The sequence below is a fragment of the Secundilactobacillus mixtipabuli genome (assembly GCF_002217925.1).
Lineage (GTDB): Bacteria > Bacillota > Bacilli > Lactobacillales > Lactobacillaceae > Secundilactobacillus > Secundilactobacillus mixtipabuli.
In genome coordinates this window covers 171,179-189,487 of sequence record NZ_BCMF01000001.1, presented here as the reverse complement: position 1 = coordinate 189,487, position 18,309 = coordinate 171,179, and the positions used below count along the sequence as shown (strand labels likewise).

Below are 18,309 nucleotides of genomic sequence, written 5' to 3'. Positions count from 1 at the left end.
GAGTCTAAGGCGCTTCTGACGGAAGGCACGTTGGTCTTTGACGTGGGTTCTGTCGGAAGTGACTTAGATGCAAGTCGCTGCTCTCCTGAACATGTTTCAACAAAGTAGAATTAAAAAACAATCAAAAAGAGCTAGAGGCAATTCGTCTCCAGCTCTTTTGTCATACATACAATCTTACTTCTGATCCATAATCAACAGTTGCTTATTCCCAGTAATATAACGTCCATTAGTGAGCTCGAACCGAGTCGCACGACCCCAGTTCACGACACGTTTTACTCTTAACTTAGTGCCTTTCTTGTAAGAACGGACCTTCTTATTCGAGGAAAGTTTTACATCTTTGTAGCTGTTCACACGGTTACTCAACACCCGCACTTGGCGGACTTTGTTAGAACGGAAATGACTATCCGCTACATAAGATGAGCCTGCAGTGATGTAACCGCCATCAACCTTGTAACGCTTCTTGCCGTTATTGTCGTAGGCAATCCCACGTACCCGGAAACTTGCTGCCTTAGCCCGGCTTTGTTTCTTGTATGAGCGAATCGGACTAGTCAGGGAAACGTTTCGGTGCAGCCTCATACCACGTTTAGCGTAGACAGTGTGAGGGCGCTTTTCTTCTGGTTTAGGCTTAGTTTGGTTACTGTTCCCATTATTATTCGAGTTATTATTGTCTGGCTGAGTACTATTATCGGTGTTTCCATTGTCTGTGTTATTCTCATTTCCATCAACGTTGTTATTTCCATCTGTACTTTCTTTGAATGGATTAATAGTTAAAGAGTATCTCTCAATTGAATAGTCACCTGGTAGTGAATTTCCATTATTTAATTCAGTATTTATAAAAAGTGAGATACGGCTTGTATTAGTAGCACCGGTAATTTTTTTCTTCGTATTATCGGCATGCAAGGTGATATTGTTTACTGGGTAGGAATCGCTTCCTTCATCAAAGAGTATTTTTGTTAGTACAGAATGTTCATCATCAGTTCCTTCAAAAAATTTTGGGCTTAAATCATCAAACTGAATCTCGCCTTGTTCATTAGGCTTAATTTCGTGTGAAATTCTTTGATCCTTAAATGCTTCTGTATGAACAGTAGTATCTGGGTCTAAATGAATTTCCATCAAGGAATTATATTTAAATGCTCCGGATCCAATACTATCGATTTGTGGCAGATTTAGTGTTTTTAATTTACTGTACAGAAAAGCGGACTCGCCAATAGTTTTGATTTTGGGGAGTTCTAAATTTTCAATGCTGTTCACACTAAAGGCGCGTTCATCAAGAGTAACAGCTTTTGGAAGTTTTAATTCTTTGATGTTATTGGTATTAAAGGCACGTTCACCAATAGTAATGGCACTTGGAAGAATCACATCTGTAATATTGTTGTTAGCAAATGCCTGTTTACTAATATTAGTAGCACTTTGAAGTTCCACCTTATCTAGATTATTTGACTGAAAGGCATTTTCGCCAATATTGGTAGCGCTTGGGAGTTCCAACTTTTCAATGCAATTGCCATAGAAAGCGTCTCTACCAATTGCGGTGGTGTTTGGTAGCTCTACTTCTGTAATCATGTTTCCAAAGAAGGCGAAAGCACCAACATAGTCAATGTTTTGAGGCGACATAAACTTGATCCCTTTTATTCCAGAAGCTTCACTTGGACCCCCCCAAGGCATAGTCTGAAAAAATACCTGCTGCTGCGTATTCTGCGCTGGCAATTCCCTTTATGGTATTGCCATTACTATCATTGGCTGGGATTACTAGTGTGCCACCATTTAATAAGTCTTGCTTCTGGTTATCTTTCCATTCAACAGCTGAAATATAATGGTTGTCATCAAGTGTAATCTGGTTTGCTCCTAAGACAACCTCCACACCGCGTACGCTTGTTTTTTTAGCTATACCGCTTATAGTTAAACTTGATGTCGGTGTTGTATCAGATGCTTCCTGAGCTACAGCCGACAGAGAACTAACATTGGTTCCAAGTATCATTCCAATAGCTAACGCGCTACTGAATAGTTTAAGACTCTTTTTCATAATAGGTAGGTCCTCCTTCATGGGGGGCTTAGCAATCCAACATTTAGTTTCTAAAACCAGCATATCAAATCAACAATACCACTCACCACTAAAACACCATGACTTCACAGAAGTTTGCGGGTTTGTACAAAGTTTGGTCACAGACTGATTTTCAGTGGAGCACACGAAAAGCCAGAAGCAGGAGATCTGTTTCTGGCTTTTAAGATTCTTATGCCTAATCGTTTAATTCTGATCCATAATCAACAGTTGCTTATTACCCGTAATATAACGCCCGTTAGTTAATTCGAACCGAGTCGCACGACCCCAGTTTACAACACGTTTCACTCTTAATTTAGTGCCTTTCTTGTAAGAACGGACTTTCTTATTCGAGGAAAGTTTCACGTCCTTGTAGCTATTCACACGGTTACTCAGCACGCGTACTTGGCGTACCTTGTTAGAACGGAAATGACTATCCGCTACATAAGAGGAACCAGCAGTGATATAACCACCGTCAACTTTGTAGCGCTTCTTGCCGTTCTTGTCGTATTCAATACCACGTACTCGGAAGCTGGCTGCTTTAGCCCGACTTTGCTTCTTGTATGACCGGATCGGGCTAGTCAATGAAACATTCCGGTGCAGCCTCATGCCACGCTTAGCGTAAACAGTGTGAGGCCGTTTTTCTTCTGGTTTAGGAGCCGGTTGTGGTTTAGTTTCGTTACCATTATTACCACCACCGTTGCCAGTATCTGGGTTGGTGCCGGATTCGTTACCATTATTGCCATTATCAGGTTGGCTTCCGCCATTACCACCACCGTTACCATCAGGACCAGGACCAGGGGCTGGTTGTTCGCGGGCATTTACAATTAATTTAGCCGAACCGTTAAGTGCGGATATAGGACTTGTTCCATGAAACAACTCAACAGTAGCAGTTCCACCGTTTTCCGAATTGACCTTTAACTCTTGGGAATCCTCTACAGTGATATTATCTGCATCAGGACCTAGGGAGTTTATTGCATTAACGGTAGCCATATTATGTTTATTGATACTGAATGTGAGGTTTAATTTATTAGCAAGCTCATCCACAGAAATTGTTGATTGGTAATCAAAACTTAAGTCACCCCAATTTTGGCTAAGGAACGCGTCAGAATTGATTTGAGGATTATATACAGATCCTTTAAGTGCAGTGTCATCCAATTCATAATCTTCGTTAATGACGACAGTCTTAAGTTTGTTATCAGCAAAGGCTTCTGCATAAATTAGCTTGATGTTAGGTAGTTTGACCTCCGTCAACTGATGACCCTTAAATGCTTCCTGACCAATGTATTCAATATTTTCTGGATTCTCAAAAACAACCTCTTTCATACCTTCGCTGTCTCCAGCTTCAGCGTTCAATTCTTCTTTACTAAATGCAAAATGATCAACACCTTTAATGACTTTACCTTCTTTATCTACCTCTGGGATTTCTAAGGTACCACCTTCTAATAGGGCTTCTTTTTGTCCATCGTTCCAAGCAACATCAGAGATGCAGGGAACGTTATTAAAGCCGGCAGTCGTAATCTGATTAGGATCTAACCGAACTGTTTTTTTATCCGGAACACTCGGTTCTTCCAACGCACCAAGTTTGGTCATACCGGTAGACACCGTTGTGCCTGCTTCCTGTTGCGCTGCTGCCGACAACGAACCAGCACCTGTGCCAAGCATCATGCCCAGCGCTAATAGACTACTAAATAGTTTAAGACTCTTTTTCATAACAGTAGGTCCTCCTTCATGGGGGGGGCTTAGTGATCCAACATTTAGTTTCTAAAACCAGCTTAACAAATTCCCAATACCACTCACCAGCAAAACACCACGACTTCACAGAAGTTTGCGGGTTTGCGCAAAATTTAGTCACAAATAAAAGCAGCACCCGACAATAACACAACTGTCGGGTGCTGCTTATTCAGGTTTACTATTCTCTCACCAACAACGCTTCCGGATACTTCTTCTCCACAAACGCCTTGATTGTTTCAATCATGCGCTGAGTAGACGGTGCCTTGGCCTGCACCGCCGAAGTTGCCAGCCCAATCGACCGGTAGAAGGGGTGCTCAAACGGATAAACGGCCACGTCACCCGTAATCTTCTGTAACGCCAGCTCCGGCAGAATGCCTAATCCCAGTCCGGCTTCCACCATGGCGACGATTGATTGATCATCAATGGAGAAGTGAATCAGGTTTGGCTGAATGCCGTAGTAGTCCAGCGCCGCTTTAGTATCACGGTCATAGTCACCGGACTGCAGGATGAAGTCGCGGTCTTCCAGATCCGCGTTGGTGACGGACTTCTTGTTCCTAGGGATAAAGCCCTTCGGCGCCACACAGTAGATTTCATCTTTGACCAGATTATCAACGATGAGATTCTCACTGACGGGCATCACCGCAAACCCCAGATCTAGCGTCCCGTTCTTCACGTTTTGCACGATCTCGTTGAACCCTGATTGGCTCACCGCAATGTCGATATTAGGGTATTGCTTCTTAAATGACTGAATGATGGGTGGCAGCCAGTTGATGCAGACGGATGAGAACGCACCAATCCGAATTGAACCAGCATTCAACCCGTTAATATCGGCGGCCTCCTGTTCCAATCGCGCCTGACTGTTCAAAATCTCTTGGATGATGGGTAAAATCGTCCGGCCGTTGGCAGTGAGCTCAGCACCGGATCGGGAACGGATGAAGATGGGGAAGCCCAGTTCAGTTTCAAGTTGGGTAATCGAATGGCTGACCGCACTGGGCGTGACGTTCAGCTTCAAAGCAGCTTTTTGAAAGGTACCTTCTTGGATCACGGTACTAAAAACTTGGTAAGCAAAAGGAATCATGAAACGGCCTCCATTAAATCAAATCAACGACCAATTAAAGTTTGCTCATACATTAACAACATGGGTGAACTATTTTCACCTAAAAGTGAACAGCTTGAGCTATACGAACACTAACAAGAAGTATACCATAAAGGCAAATCAGTAAAATAACAAGTCTCACAATATGAAAGTTGAGGGTTTTAATATGGATAATAAACTATTTGCAACACGTGTTCAGCCTGAGGTGCCATCACGGTTAGCCGGACTGTTCCCAGTCATGAATTACGAGGACGCGATCAAGTTTACTGCTGGTGCGCCAGCGGAGAGTTTATTTCCTGCAAAAGCCATGCAGCAGGCTTACTTAGATGCCATGGCAGCAGAAGGCAACCACACCTTTCAATACCACACGGTAGATGGCCCCGTAGAACTCCGTGAGCGGTTAGCTCAACGTGCCATGGATAAGATGCAGATTGAAAATGTCACTGCTGAAAACGTCATGTTGACAGCTGGCGGCCAGCAGGGAATCGACCTCGTGGCTAAAGCACTGCTGAACAAGGGTGACGCCATGGTGGTTGAAGCACCAACCTATGTCGGTGCCTTATCTTCCTTTGATATGTACGAACCTACCTATTATGAAGTCGAATTAGAAAACGACGGTTTAAACACTGATCAGCTGGAAGCCACCTTGAAACAGCACCCTGAGATCAAGTTCCTCTACACCGTTTCTGACTTCCATAATCCAGGCGGTGTCACCATGTCACTGGAAAAACGGCAAAAAGTCGTCGAACTTGCCAACAAGTATAACTTTATCGTACTGGAAGATACCCCGTACCGTGACCTGCGCTATACGGGCAAATCACTGCCAAGTATCAAGCACTTTGATACCGAAGGCCGCGTTATCTTCCTATCAAGTTTTTCTAAAGTGCTAATGCCAACGTTGCGGACTGGCTGGTTAGTGGCTGATAAGACGATTATCCAACAGCTCTATAAGTTGAAGGAAGCCGCGGATCTGGAAGTTCCAAACATCACGGCACAGGCAATCAATCACTTCTTGGCGAATAACAGTCTGGATGATCATATCACTAACCTGAATAAGGAGTACCTGGTGCGGATGCAAGCCATGATCGACGCTTGCCAGAAGTACCTGCCAGAAGGCGTGTCTGCTACTAAGCCAGAAGGGGGCTTCTTCACCTGGGTAACGGTGAACGACGCCATCAACACCACGGATCTCCTATATAACGAGGCAACGCCTAAGCAGCATATTGCTTACGTGCCTTCCAAGAACTTCTATGCCTACAAGGATCACACCAACGGCATGCGGTTGAACTTTACCGGTCTCACACCAGCCGAAATCGATGATGGGATGAAACGATTGGGCACATTATTGGCACATGCGGGACAATTAATATAGAAGCAACTGGTAAATACAGAAGAAAATTTTAGAAATTTAGTCAATCACAAAAATAAATTAAATTATTTTTAAGCAGTAATTTCAGCTTTTCTTGCATAAACTTTCGCCCCCAATTCTTAAGAATAATTTGTAATATTAATGTTACAGATTATGACACCATAATATGTTAAAGGGTCGCAAAACCATGCATGTATGGGCTTTCATAGCGATTTATCATTTTGCACTTATGTGAAAATATTACAAGCTGGCTACAAATCAAGCAGAATTCTTGAAGACAGTAGGGTGATGAGTTAGACTCATTTATAGAGTTAAGCAACTCTTATACAACCTTCAAATACAAGTGTGAGTATTATTTTACTTAACATTTGTTTGAATATTGTGTATACTGTTTATGCTTGATGAGTTACATAAATATATGTTTGGAGGAATTTCACATGCAATCTAGTTTAAAGAAGTCTCTTTATTTAGGTTTAGCTGCAGTTTCATTTGTTGCCGCTGCTGGCGCAACAACTGCTAACGCTTCAGCTAAAGCTGCTACAGTGAAGTCAGATACTACTATGACCACTGCTGCAACATCACGTAACGTTACATTAACAGGTACTAACGCTGTTTACACTAAGCCAGGTACTGTTAAGGGTGCTAAGGTTGTTGCTTCTACTGTTACTGCTAAGAAGCTTGCAGAATCAAACAAGGGTGCTGCTAACTTCCGTGCATACCGTGTAGCTGTTACTGATCGTGGATCAGTTTACTACAAGGTTGTTTCATTCGACGGTGCATACCGTGGATATGTTTACGGTGGTAAGGCTACAGACAAATTTGCCGGTGGTGTAGCTGCTTACAACACTACTAAGGATGCTACTGCTCCTAAAGCTACTGACACATTCAACTTAACTGCTACTACTAGCAAGGATGCTAACACATTGTTCTATGCTCAACCAGCATACGCACAATACAAGATTGGCCGCGCTACTGTTAACGGTTCTGTATTAGCTGCTACTGACAAGTATGCCGGTGCTTCATTCACTTTTGACAAGGCCGTCACTACTTCACGCGAAGGCGAAACTTGGTACGAAATTGCTTCTACTAAGTTAAGCAATGGTACTACCACTACTGAACTTAATGGCGCATGGGTAAAGGCTTCTAACGTTAAGAACCCACAAGCTGACCCAGAAGCTACTAACGATAACAGCATCAAGGTTGTTTACCAAGGTTCAAACGGTAACGTTGTTGCTGGTGCAGACAAGACATTCGTTACTACTGCAAACACTAAGGCTAACCAAAAATACACCCACGAAACTAATGGTGCTGGCTTAAGCCTTGATAAATTTGCTGAAGCCAACGTTCCTGCTGGTTATGCATACAAGGGTCTTGTTCCTGATGCTTCATACTTTGGCGGTACTGCTCGTGCCTTAGTTGCCCAAGCAGCTACTTCAAAAGTTGATTTGTATGTTATGGATGGTAATGTAGCAGTTCCATTTACTACTACTACCACCAGCAAATTAACATTAACTCCAACTCAACAAAAGGAATACCTCTACGGTGCAACTGCTGATACTGTTCCTGCAGAACATCTTGCTGGTGCATTTGCTGGGCAAAAGCTTTACTCAGCAGCTAAGAATGCTGATGGCAAGTATGATGTTTATACTGTAAGTGCTCAAGACACAAAGGATGCTAACAACAACGTTAAGTTTGGTCAAAACGTTCGCTTAGTTCTTGTTAAGGGTACTGCCGTTGACAGCATTCCTTCAACTACTCCATCAGAACAAGGTAACTCTGATTTCTTAAACTAATTAGTTAGTTTAAGCTAATTAAGTTCTTTGTTAGCAAAGGAACCGACTCACTTATGAGTTGGTTTCTTTTTTGTCTTAGTAATTTTTTGTGTCATTTTAAAATCGTATTGGTGATTCGTATGCACAGTCGCAATTTTGTGGCTGTGCTTTTTACTATTTCTAGATTACATAATTACAACTAAATCAACTTATGGTATTACGAGCATCGTGGAAGTTACGACTTAGCACCTAGTATTAAGGTCAACACTTAGTTACGCTTTTTGGAGTACTATGTTGACAAGTATTTAAACTAACTCGACCTTAAATTGATAGTGTATATGACATACAATGTTCGGGCTAACGCGCTACCTAGAAGTCTGATATTTTTTGCCTTGGTGATTTTGTATATTATTTTGGGGTCCATTTAAAGAAAAATCCAAAAAATTTCTGGTATGGAGACTTGCCCACACTTGTAGTTTAAGTGGATATAATAGACATTAGAAAGTAATTTTCCAGTTAGTAAAATGGATAACAGAAAGTTTCATGAAATCGATTGATTCTGCTGTTTCAATGATAGAATATAAATAAATGGGTTTCAGGAGGGAAAAACATGGGTATTCGAGATTTATTTCACGGGAAATCGAATTCAGAAATTATCAAACGTAATGAAAAAGAGAATAGTAATGTAGAGGAAACACAAGTTAATCAATCCGCAAGTCAAAATCAGACTAGTGTTGAGGCCAGTGACCTTGAAACAGAAGAGCAGAAAGACTCAGAGGAAACTTCCATTTCAACATTTAAGGATGAACTAACTAAGGTAGCTCAACAATATAACGGCCAGCGTGAATCTTTACAAAGCTTACTATTTGACAAACAAACGAGCATTCAAAAAGAGGCTGATCAGCTTAACACTGAGAAGGCCAATGCTCAGAAGTTAGTTGATGATGCTGGTACCCAGGTAACTAAGATTCAAAACGAAATGGAGAAGGAAACTCAGGATGCGTCTGCTCCGCTAGTTAAAAAGCAAAGTGAGCTGAGTGCCAAAATTAAAGAAAATCAGGACCAGGCGGGTTCGTTAATTGATCAAGTGCAGGAAATTAATGAAGAATTAGCTGGTCTTAACAAGAAGCAACAGCAACTGGTTCAATCCGAAAAGGATATTTCAGCTAAGTTTGAAAGTGAAAAGGATCCGGCTGTGATTGTGACCTTAGCGGATCAGTATCGGGATGATATTGAGAACAATAAAGATGAACGCGAAAAGAATGCGACCACTATTTCTGCAGTAGAAGAGAAACAGCAGGATTTGAAGAGCCAGCTGCAGACAGTGCGCGATAAATTGACGACTGACCAAAAAGAACTCCGGGATGTTAATAATCAGTTGGAAGAAGTTCAGCTTAAAATAGCCTCTGACGATGAGGGACGTTCTAAGCATCTGGATGCTTTAACGCAAGAATTAACCAAGAACCAAGATGAATTAGCTAAGCTACAAGGTCATTTAGACGAAAAGAACAAAGAACTGGCGGCTGCTAATCAAGAAATCGCTGGTTGGTTGGGTGTGTCAGTTCCAGTTAAGCAGCTGAAGTTTGGTGAAGATTCCGAGATTATCGTGGATATGGATGGTGTGGACGATGAGCAGTTTGCCCAACTCAAGTCAGCGATAAAGGTGATAACTGACCGTGGCGCTGGTCGGATTGGCTTATATACCAGTCAATTTAAACTGAACTTAACCAGCCAGATTGCGAAATGGACGACTGAATTACAAGTTAAGGGTGGCGTGGTCTCGGTCTACAACCCACTGTATAGTCTGCAGCATCAAGGCGAGTTAGGCGCTAAGTATCAGTTGCCGGATAACGCCGTTACTGACGAGTGGAACGATGATCACACGGAGCGGACGCTGGTATTGGATAATGGCTGGACACTTAAGGCGCACTATTTTGATCAGAGTGATGCCGTTTCTACGGTTGATTCATATAAGGGTGACCACCTAGCAGAAAGCAGTACGCTGACTAGGGAAGGTCAACTGACCGCTAACCGCTTTTATAATGATGATGGCACTAAGAATCGCGATGAGTATTACAGCCAAAGTGGACTAGGTATTTTGAACGTGCGGTACGAACAAGATGAACTGATCCAAGTGGAGCTGTTAAACGCGGTGGGCATGCAGGTGCAGGCATTTGATAGTATTGATGGCTTTGCTGATTGGTGGCTGAAGACTCAATTCAATCAGAGCGGTCTACTGTTGGGTACACTCAATAACGAACACTATCGTGAACTGTTGCGTGTGACGCATGGCGAGCCGATTGCTCTGGTTACTGGTTCAGATATGAAGCGTGATGAATTTACGGACTGGACGAAGGCGTTATCAAAGCAGCAGTATCTGGCTGATAACTATGCTACTAAGATGAAGCTGATTCAGGCGTTGAATCAACCGCTGACGATTAGTTTGATGGATCCGCGGAATTTACCAGTGTCGTTGGGTGTTCCGGTTGGTGAATAGCGGCTGTTAAGGTTGTATAAGTTGTGTGTAGAAAGTCATTCTATTGGATGGCTTTTTTTGTTGTGAACAGATTATGACCAAACCGGCAACTCTTTGTGAAGTCATGGTATATTGCTGGCGTTTGTTTTAGCGGAATTGTTATATTGGAATTACAGAAAGTTGTTGAGATTCACCACAGACCCCCCACAGGAGGATTCATGATGAAGAAAAAAATTAAGTTGTTTAGTAGTGCGCTGGCGATTGGGATGTTACTGGGAGCAGCAGTGCCAGCGATAACTGGTGCTAATACACCCGCTACATCTGTTCAAGCAAAGGATAAGAACAGCAGAATTGAGTCAGTTAAAAACACTACGAACAGTAGAAATAACCGAGCAGTGCCAGTAAATATTACAGCAAGTGATGTAACTATTGATGCAGATACAGGCCGGATTACAGATTTTACCAATGCCGAAAAAGCTGCTTTATTATTGGCTGGGGGAGAGTTAGTTATTCCTAAATCAATCACAAAAGATAGCCAAAACATTCCAATTACAGGAATTGCTGATGCTCAGAGTAAGGAAGGAGGACCAGGTTATGAACTAGGCGTATTCGACCAGGCATACTTGAGTTATCTCACTGACAAAAACGGGCCAGGAATTAGCAAGATAACTTTTGAAGAACCTAATCATATTAGATATATTGGCGAATATGCTTTCTGGGGTAATCAATTAACTAAACTCACTCTGCCAGTAGCTACTGAGATTGGCGAAGGGGCGTTCGCGAATAACCAATTAACTACACTCAATTTGCCAGCAGCTACTGAGATTGGCGAAGGGGCATTCGGGGGTAACCAATTAACTACACTTAATTTGCCGGAAACTACTGAGATTGGCAAAGAGGCGTTCCGGGAAAACGCACTAATTAGTATCAATTTGAACAAAGATGTAAATGTTAATCCATTTGCATTTACAAACCAGGATATCTCGCATGAGGTAATGCCCAACAAAGATGGTGAAATTGGATTTGCTGCTTTGAAGCCGACGTTATTAAAAAGAACCGACGATCAGATTAAGGCAGTATCCAGGGTTGCTTTTGATGGCGAAGAATCAATTGAACTCGAGAATGGTGTTACTTTACAGGCAGATAATGATAACAAAAAAATAACCGGTGCTAGTCATCCCGTTCAATATTCAGCTGGTCTAGATATGGACTTGGAATCTGAGGGTCCGCTACCGGGTGACTACTCTATTAGCTCGTATAGTCTTACCGTTAATCCGTTTAAAGAAAATCCTGGCGGAAATGGCGGTCTACCTGGCAATGGGAATAGCGGCAACGACACCGACACTAATCCAGATACTGGCAATGGTGGCGGCAACGATGGTAATGAAACGAAACCGCAGCCAGTTCCTAAGCCAGAAGAAAGACGGCCTCACACCGTTTATGCTAAACGGGGCATGAGACTGCACCGGAACGTTTCATTGACTAGCCCGATTCGATCATATAAGAAACAAAGTCGGGCTAAAGCAGCCAGTTTCCGAGTACGTGGGATTGCCTACGACAGGAACGGCAAGAAACGTTACAAAGTTGACGGTGGCTATATTACTGCAGGTTCCTCTTATGTAGCAGATAGTCATTTCCGTTCTAACAAGGTGCGCCAAGTACGAGTGCTGAGTAACCGGGTGAATAGTTATAAGGACGTGAAGCTTTCTTCGAATAAGAAGGTGCGTTCCTACAAGAAGGGTACCAAGTTACGAGTGAAGCGCGTGGTGAACTGGGGTCGTGCGACTCGGTTCGAACTGACTAACGGACGTTATATTACGGGGAACAAGCAACTGCTGATTATGGATCAGAAGTAATTTAAACAACAAATCACTCTGTACTTGGGTGGTTTGTTTTTTATGAACAGATTATGACCAAATCGGTAACTCTTTGTGAAGTCATGGTATATTGCTGGTGTTTGTTTTAGCGGAATTGTTATATTAGGATTACAGAAAGTTGTTGTGACTCACCACAGACCCCCCGCAGGAGGATTATGATGAAGAAAAGAATTAAGTTATTTAGTAGTGCGTTGGCGATTGGGATGTTGCTGGGAACGGGCGTTGGTGCTATGTCATCTGTAGCACAGCATGTTCCAGGAACGACGGTGACGGCTAAAGCGTCCACCTCAAGAGCACAGTTAACGGCAGATCAGCTAAAAGTTAACAGTGACGGAAAAATTACTGGTCTTAAAAATGATGACCCAGATGCTAATGCTGAGTTTATTGCAGCTTTAAAAGAGGGGCATTTAACTATTCCAAAACAGGTTGAAGGCCCTGATGGAGAACCCGTTATCATCAAAGAGATTGATGTTTTCCGGGATCCTGATAGCTATGAATATACCGGTGTATTTTCAAAAGATAACTTGATAGACGTATTTAACCTTGAAAATTTTGATGGCCTAAAAACAGTCACGTTTGATGACGATAGCCAGATAAACTACATTGGAACCTATGCTTTTGCAAACAATCAACTTACAGATGTGGTACTTCCTGAAAGCTTGGACACAATTAGCGTTGGTGCATTCCAAAATAATCGGCTTACAAATGTTAATTTTCCTGATTCAATTAAATCAATTGAGGATGAGGCCTTTATAAATAATCAGCTACAAAGTGTAGAGCTAAAGGCTATTGAAAATATTTATAATGAGGCTTTTGCGGAAAATCAAATTAAAACTGTTTCTGTCAATAAAGACTATGAATCTAGCTCAGAGATATTAGGTTCAGTGAATAACCCCCGTATTTTAGCAAGCGCATTTACAAACCAAGACTGGGATAGCTTAACAATGGATTACAACACGACAATTTCGAATGAAAGTCTGGTTGGCGGGCTTGGCCTTACCTATGAAGTAAATAATCGTGAATATAAGTACCTCGGGTCAGTGGAAGATATCAATGACGCCAATAATATTGATTGGCATGATGATGGATTAACCGTGACATCTAATGGTGGTGGAAACGCGGTTATTGATTTTTCACTTAGTGGAGTAACATCGGATTCTTGGAGAACTCTTATGACAGGCGCTTTCAAACTAAACGTTAATCCGAAATCTACCCAAGGAGGCGGAAGCCAACCGGACAATGGGAATAACAGTAACGAAACTGACACTAACCCAGATAACGGAACGGGCGGTGAATCCGGAAACAACAACGGTAATGAAACTAAACCGCAGCCAGCACCTAAACCAGAAGAAAGACGCCCTCACACCGTTTACGCTAAACGGGGCATGAGACTGCACCGGAATGTTTCCCTGACTAGTCCAATCCGGTCATACAAGAAACAAAGTCGGGCTAAAGCAGCCAACTTCCGGGTACGTGGGATTGCTTATGACAAGAATGGTAAGAAGCGTTACAAAGTTGACGGTGGCTATATTACTGCAGGTTCCTCTTATGTAGCAGATAGTCATTTCCGTTCTAACAAGGTGCGCCAAGTGCGGGTACTGAGCAACCGTGTGAACAGCTACAAAGATGTAAAACTTTCCTCGAATAAGAAAGTCCGTTCTTACAAGAAAGGTACAAAGTTAAGAGTAAAGCGCGTGGTGAATTGGGGTCGCGCGACTCGGTTCGAATTAACTAACGGACGCTATATTACAGGTAACAAGCAACTGTTGATTATGGATCAAAAGTAATTTAGCTAAGACAACTACTCAGTAATTGGGTGGTTGTTTTTGTATGAACAGATTATGACCAAATCAGCAACACTTTGTGAAGTCATGGTATATTGCTGGTGTTTGTTTTGGCGAAATTGTTATATTGGAATTACGAAGAATTATTGATGTGACTCACCACAGACCCCCACAGGAGGTTCATGATGAAGAAAAGAATCAAGTTGTTTAGTAGTGTGTTGGCGATTGGGATGTTGCTTGGTACTGGAGTTGGCTCCTTATCAGCTGTTACACAGCAAGAACCGTGGACAACGGCGGTGGCTAAAGCAAGTATCAAGGCATCAGACACACGAGCTGGCGAATCAGTTACCCTGGAGAATAACGAAATGATGGTCGCAGATGGTATTATTACAGACGCTAATTTAAGTAAAGGGCAAAAAGAAAATTTACTTGATGGAGGCATACTGATTATTCCAGAAAGTTACGATAATGGGTCCGGGGCACCAGTACCTATTACAGGAGTTGGTCATGCGGTATTTTCAAAAGACAATTTAGGAGGGACTAGGGAGAATGAAGGAATCAAAAAGGTGATTTTTGAAAATCCTCAAGGAATTGACTATATTGGTGATCGCGCTTTTTATGACAATGAAATAACAGATATTAATTTACCTAATGTTGAAACGATTGGTGATTACGCTTTTTATAACAATGAAATAACAGATATTAATTTACCTAATGTTGAAACGATTGGTGATTACGCTTTTTATAACAATGAAATAACAGATATTAATTTACCTAATGTTGAAACGATTGGGAATTCTGCTTTTTATAAAAATGAATTGACAAATGTTAATTTACCAAACATTAAAACGATTGGCTATGCTGCATTTACAGAAAACAAGATTAAGAGGATCTTAATTAACGAAGGACATCCTCATAACAGCGATGCAGACATAGGCACCGTTGAAAATCCTCAAATTCAAAATGAAGCGTTTGGCAACCAGTTTTGGCATGGAGAAGTAATGCAGTTTACTTATCAGCCAACTATTTCGTACCAGAATCTCGTTAAAGAATTAGGCTTGGTTTTTAAGGTGAATGGGAACGACTATTTAAATGAAACACGTTTTAAAGGCAGTGTTGTGATTGAGCATGCAGATAATATCGATTACTCAGACGACGATCAACAAATTATTGTCACCTCAGAAGAAGGTGGAATTGCATATGTCTGGATGGATATACTTGATAAATCTCAGGAGGATAGCTCCACTTATTATCTATATGGGTTACTCGGTTTAGCCGTCAGCGCTAAAAATGGTGGTATTGATCCTAATCCACCAGTACCAGGTCCAGAAGACAACAATAAACCAGATACCAGCAACCCCGACACTGGTGACAACGAGTCCGGCAATAACAACGGCAATGAAACGAAACCGCAGCCTGCTCCTAAGCCAGAAGAAAAACGGCCTCATACCGTTTACGCTAAACGTGGGATGAGATTACATCGGAACGTTTCACTGACGAGTCCGATTCGCTCATACAAGAAACAAAGCCGGGCTAAAGCAGCAAACTTCCGAGTACGTGGGATTGCATATGACAAGAACGGTAAGAAGCGTTACAAAGTTGATGGTGGTTACATTACTGCAGGTTCATCCTACGTGGCAGACAGCCATTTCCGGAGTAACAAGGTGCGCCAAGTACGGGTGCTGAGCAACCGGATCAATAGCTACAAGGATGTGAAGCTTTCTTCGAACAAGAAGGTCCGTTCTTACAAGAAAGGCACTAAGTTACGTGTGAAGCGTGTGGTGAACTGGGGTCGTGCGACACGGTTCGAATTGACTAACGGGCGTTATATCACGGGTAACAAGCAACTGTTGATTATGGACCAGAAGTAAATTAGCTGGAACGCAAGCAAGTCGCTCAACTCATAAGAGGGTTGTGTGGCTTGCTTTAATGTTTAAACTGATTCACACTTATGGATCTACAAGAGTCATAGTTTTCTTAAAATTAGAATATAACATAGCAACAATGTGTGTGACGGCAACTGTATTGATCATGGCAGAATCAGGGAACTATGGAAGCTTACTTCGATTTTAGCGTATATTAAAAACATGGGAATGATGATAAAATGAAAGTGCATTTTAAAATTACAGTAGGAAAAGGGATCTGTAGGATACTGCATGGAATTACTTTTGGGAAAGATGCTTAGATCAAGGGCAGAGACGATAAGTTAAGGGATGATATGTACATATTTACAGTGTCAATAGCACCTTTTACATTATTTGTCAATATATTCGAAATGGATTTGATTTTCTCGAAATTTAATTATGAATAGGGGCCTGATTCTCCTAACCACGCAGGTTTCAGACATAAAAAATAAATTCGAATATATTCGAAATATATTCGAAAACATTTAAAAGGATGTGTACATGGTGTCGAAATTTCCGTTTACTGACTTTCGTTCCGAAACGTTTTCAGTACCCCGAGAAGGTATTACACTTGAATATAAAACTGCTGAGTTTAGCCTTCCAAAGGCTTTCTGGGAAACATATAGCGCATTTGCAAACACCGATGGCGGTGTAATTTTCTTGGGTATAGCTGAGGATAAGTCAAAGGGTCAATATAATATTACAGGTGTTTCCAACCCAAATGATGTAATAAAGACACTTTGGAACGAATTAGCAAATAAACAGATCGTAAATCATAACATCTTACATTCCGATGATGTTTTTCGTCTAAAAGTTTTTAAGAAAGATATTATTGAAATTCGAGTTCCCAAAGCTAGTTACGATTTAAGACCAATTTATTATAAAAATCGTGATAATACTTATGTGAGAACTGACGATGGTGACAGGATTGCCACACCTGAACAATTTAAATATATGGTGGTTGACTCTCAGGAGCAAATAGATACAGAGTTGTTGAACAACTATGATATGGATGATATCAATGAAGAGACTGTCAAAGAATACAAACAATTATATGCTAAAAATAAGAACGACCCCAGTGTACTAACTCAAGATAACTATCAATTTTTGATTGATAAGGGTGTTTTTAGAAGAGACCGTTCCACAAGTGACAAAACATATAAGTTAACTGCTGGTGGCTTGTTGTTTTTTGGCAAGTTAAATGCCATCATTAACCGATTTCCTGGTTTTCAAGTTGACTATGTGAAAAAGAAGAATGTAAGTTCTGTAGATTGGATTGATCGGGTCTCTACAGGTGATATGAACTTTGAAGACTTAAATCTCTTCTCTTTTTATCAAATTGTAGAAAAGAAAATCGCTAATGGTATCCCTGACAAGTATCAACAAGATGAAAATCAGACTCGGGGCTCATACTTCAGTGATATGAAGGAATCTGTAAAGGAAGCAGTTGTCAACTCATTGATGCATGCTTACTATGATGCTGATTTTCCTGTGAAAATTACTGACTATGATGATTACTTTGAGTTCTTTAATCCTGGAGAGATGAGAGTTACCAAGGAAGAATTTTTACGTGGTAGCGTTTCTAGGGTTAGGAATTCAGTTATAGCTACGTTATTTCGACGCGTAGGTATTGCAGAACGAGAAGCAAAAGGCGGACGAACTATTGCTGAAACTGCTATCAATCATCATCTTAAATCTCCAGAGATTACGACAAAAGCTGATTCGACAAAAATCGTTCTTTGGAAAACGGATTTGCAATCAAGTCTACATGGCTTAAACAGTCTTGAAAAAGCAATTACAGAATTTGCCATTGAGCACCCCGCATTCTCCATCCCAGAGATGGCAAAAGAAATGAAGAAAAAGAGTGCCTATAAAGATTTCAGTACTTATAAGTTCAGATCAGCCACTAACAGTTTGACAGACAAACAGATCCTCGTCTTCTTTGGAAATGGAAAGGCGAGAAAATATTACTTAAAAACTGGAACATCAGCAGCTGATTTAAGTAGAATAAAATTAATTAAGTTTTTGGAGAATATGCCACATTAGGTTTGCCACCAGAAATAGTGCTTATGTAACCTTTATAGGTGGACTAATATTTTCGCTTGTTAAACTAAGTTAACCTAATTGACTACTTTCATTACAGGAACCTTGCATATTAATTAAGAGTTCTCAATATCTTCTCATTATAGATTTTAAGTGGTAGAATGAATTTAGTTAATCAAGGGGATTAACTGAAGGGTATTGTAACTACAAAGGAGTGTA

The 18,309-nt window shown here is 41.3% G+C and carries 11 protein-coding genes; 7 read left to right on the top strand and 4 right to left on the bottom strand.

Features of this window, described 5'->3' with window-relative positions:
• Positions 1 to 174: 174 nt before the first annotated feature.
• From IWT5_RS00790 to IWT5_RS00775, 4 genes are all read right to left on the bottom strand, one after another.
• Positions 175 to 1,704, bottom strand: a complete 1,530-nt coding sequence (locus IWT5_RS00790) for a leucine-rich repeat domain-containing protein (RefSeq protein WP_143443064.1) — start codon at positions 1,702 to 1,704, stop codon at positions 175 to 177.
• Positions 1,640 to 2,020 (bottom strand): hypothetical protein, encoded by a 381-nt coding sequence (locus IWT5_RS00785; protein ID WP_089108052.1) that lies wholly within the window; start codon positions 2,018 to 2,020, stop codon positions 1,640 to 1,642. Before IWT5_RS00785 ends, IWT5_RS00790 begins: the two co-directional genes overlap by 65 nt.
• 222 nt (positions 2,021 to 2,242) lie before the next feature.
• Positions 2,243 to 3,748 carry a DUF5776 domain-containing protein gene (locus IWT5_RS00780; RefSeq protein WP_089108051.1) on the bottom strand — a complete coding sequence of 502 codons (1,506 nt, stop codon included), beginning with the start codon at positions 3,746 to 3,748 and terminating at the stop codon, positions 2,243 to 2,245.
• Positions 3,749 to 3,947: 199 nt separating this feature from the next.
• Positions 3,948 to 4,847 carry a LysR family transcriptional regulator gene (locus IWT5_RS00775; RefSeq protein WP_089108050.1) on the bottom strand — a complete coding sequence of 300 codons (900 nt, stop codon included), beginning with the start codon at positions 4,845 to 4,847 and terminating at the stop codon, positions 3,948 to 3,950.
• 184 nt (positions 4,848 to 5,031) lie between these two features.
• On the opposite strand from IWT5_RS00775, the gene IWT5_RS00770 reads away from it, so the two are divergent.
• The 7 genes from IWT5_RS00770 (at position 5,032) to IWT5_RS00740 (ending at position 18,093) form a co-directional block, all read left to right on the top strand.
• Complete coding sequence (locus tag IWT5_RS00770) at positions 5,032 to 6,237, top strand: aminotransferase-like domain-containing protein (RefSeq protein WP_089108049.1); 1,206 nt, start codon at positions 5,032 to 5,034, stop codon at positions 6,235 to 6,237.
• Between the two features lie 434 nt (positions 6,238 to 6,671).
• Positions 6,672 to 8,027, top strand: coding sequence for an S-layer protein (locus IWT5_RS00765; RefSeq protein WP_089108048.1), 1,356 nt, complete (start codon positions 6,672 to 6,674; stop codon positions 8,025 to 8,027).
• A 589-nt stretch (positions 8,028 to 8,616) separates the two neighbouring features.
• Complete coding sequence (locus IWT5_RS00760) at positions 8,617 to 10,503, top strand: coiled-coil domain-containing protein (RefSeq protein ID WP_089108047.1); 1,887 nt, start codon at positions 8,617 to 8,619, stop codon at positions 10,501 to 10,503.
• 200 nt (positions 10,504 to 10,703) lie between these two features.
• Entirely contained in the window at positions 10,704 to 12,338 is a 1,635-nt protein-coding gene (locus IWT5_RS00755; RefSeq protein WP_159459251.1) for a leucine-rich repeat domain-containing protein, read from the top strand.
• 179 nt (positions 12,339 to 12,517) lie between these two features.
• Positions 12,518 to 14,146: a leucine-rich repeat domain-containing protein gene (locus tag IWT5_RS00750; protein WP_159459250.1), complete on the top strand. Its 1,629-nt coding sequence runs from the start codon at positions 12,518 to 12,520 to the stop codon at positions 14,144 to 14,146.
• Positions 14,147 to 14,328: 182 nt separating this feature from the next.
• Positions 14,329 to 16,014, top strand: a complete 1,686-nt coding sequence (locus IWT5_RS00745; RefSeq protein ID WP_159459249.1) for a leucine-rich repeat domain-containing protein — start codon at positions 14,329 to 14,331, stop codon at positions 16,012 to 16,014.
• A 537-nt stretch (positions 16,015 to 16,551) separates the two neighbouring features.
• The gene (locus tag IWT5_RS00740; RefSeq protein WP_159459248.1) at positions 16,552 to 18,093 is read left to right on the top strand and encodes an RNA/DNA-binding domain-containing protein; all 1,542 of its coding nucleotides are present in this window, start codon (positions 16,552 to 16,554) and stop codon (positions 18,091 to 18,093) included.
• The last annotated feature ends 216 nt before the right edge of the window (positions 18,094 to 18,309 follow it).

Excerpts from the sequence above, each read along its gene's own strand:
- IWT5_RS00785 (WP_089108052.1), bottom strand. The coding sequence starts at position 2,020 with ATGAAAAAGAGTCTTAAACTATTCAGTAGCGCGTTAGCTATTGGAATG.
- IWT5_RS00780 (WP_089108051.1), bottom strand. The coding sequence starts at position 3,748 with ATGAAAAAGAGTCTTAAACTATTTAGTAGTCTATTAGCGCTGGGCATG.
- IWT5_RS00775 (WP_089108050.1), bottom strand. The coding sequence starts at position 4,847 with ATGATTCCTTTTGCTTACCAAGTTTTTAGTACCGTGATCCAAGAAGGT.
- IWT5_RS00770 (WP_089108049.1), top strand. The coding sequence starts at position 5,032 with ATGGATAATAAACTATTTGCAACACGTGTTCAGCCTGAGGTGCCATCA.
- IWT5_RS00765 (WP_089108048.1), top strand. The coding sequence starts at position 6,672 with ATGCAATCTAGTTTAAAGAAGTCTCTTTATTTAGGTTTAGCTGCAGTT.
- IWT5_RS00760 (WP_089108047.1), top strand. The coding sequence starts at position 8,617 with ATGGGTATTCGAGATTTATTTCACGGGAAATCGAATTCAGAAATTATC.
- IWT5_RS00755 (WP_159459251.1), top strand. The coding sequence starts at position 10,704 with ATGAAGAAAAAAATTAAGTTGTTTAGTAGTGCGCTGGCGATTGGGATG.
- IWT5_RS00750 (WP_159459250.1), top strand. The coding sequence starts at position 12,518 with ATGAAGAAAAGAATTAAGTTATTTAGTAGTGCGTTGGCGATTGGGATG.
- IWT5_RS00745 (WP_159459249.1), top strand. The coding sequence starts at position 14,329 with ATGAAGAAAAGAATCAAGTTGTTTAGTAGTGTGTTGGCGATTGGGATG.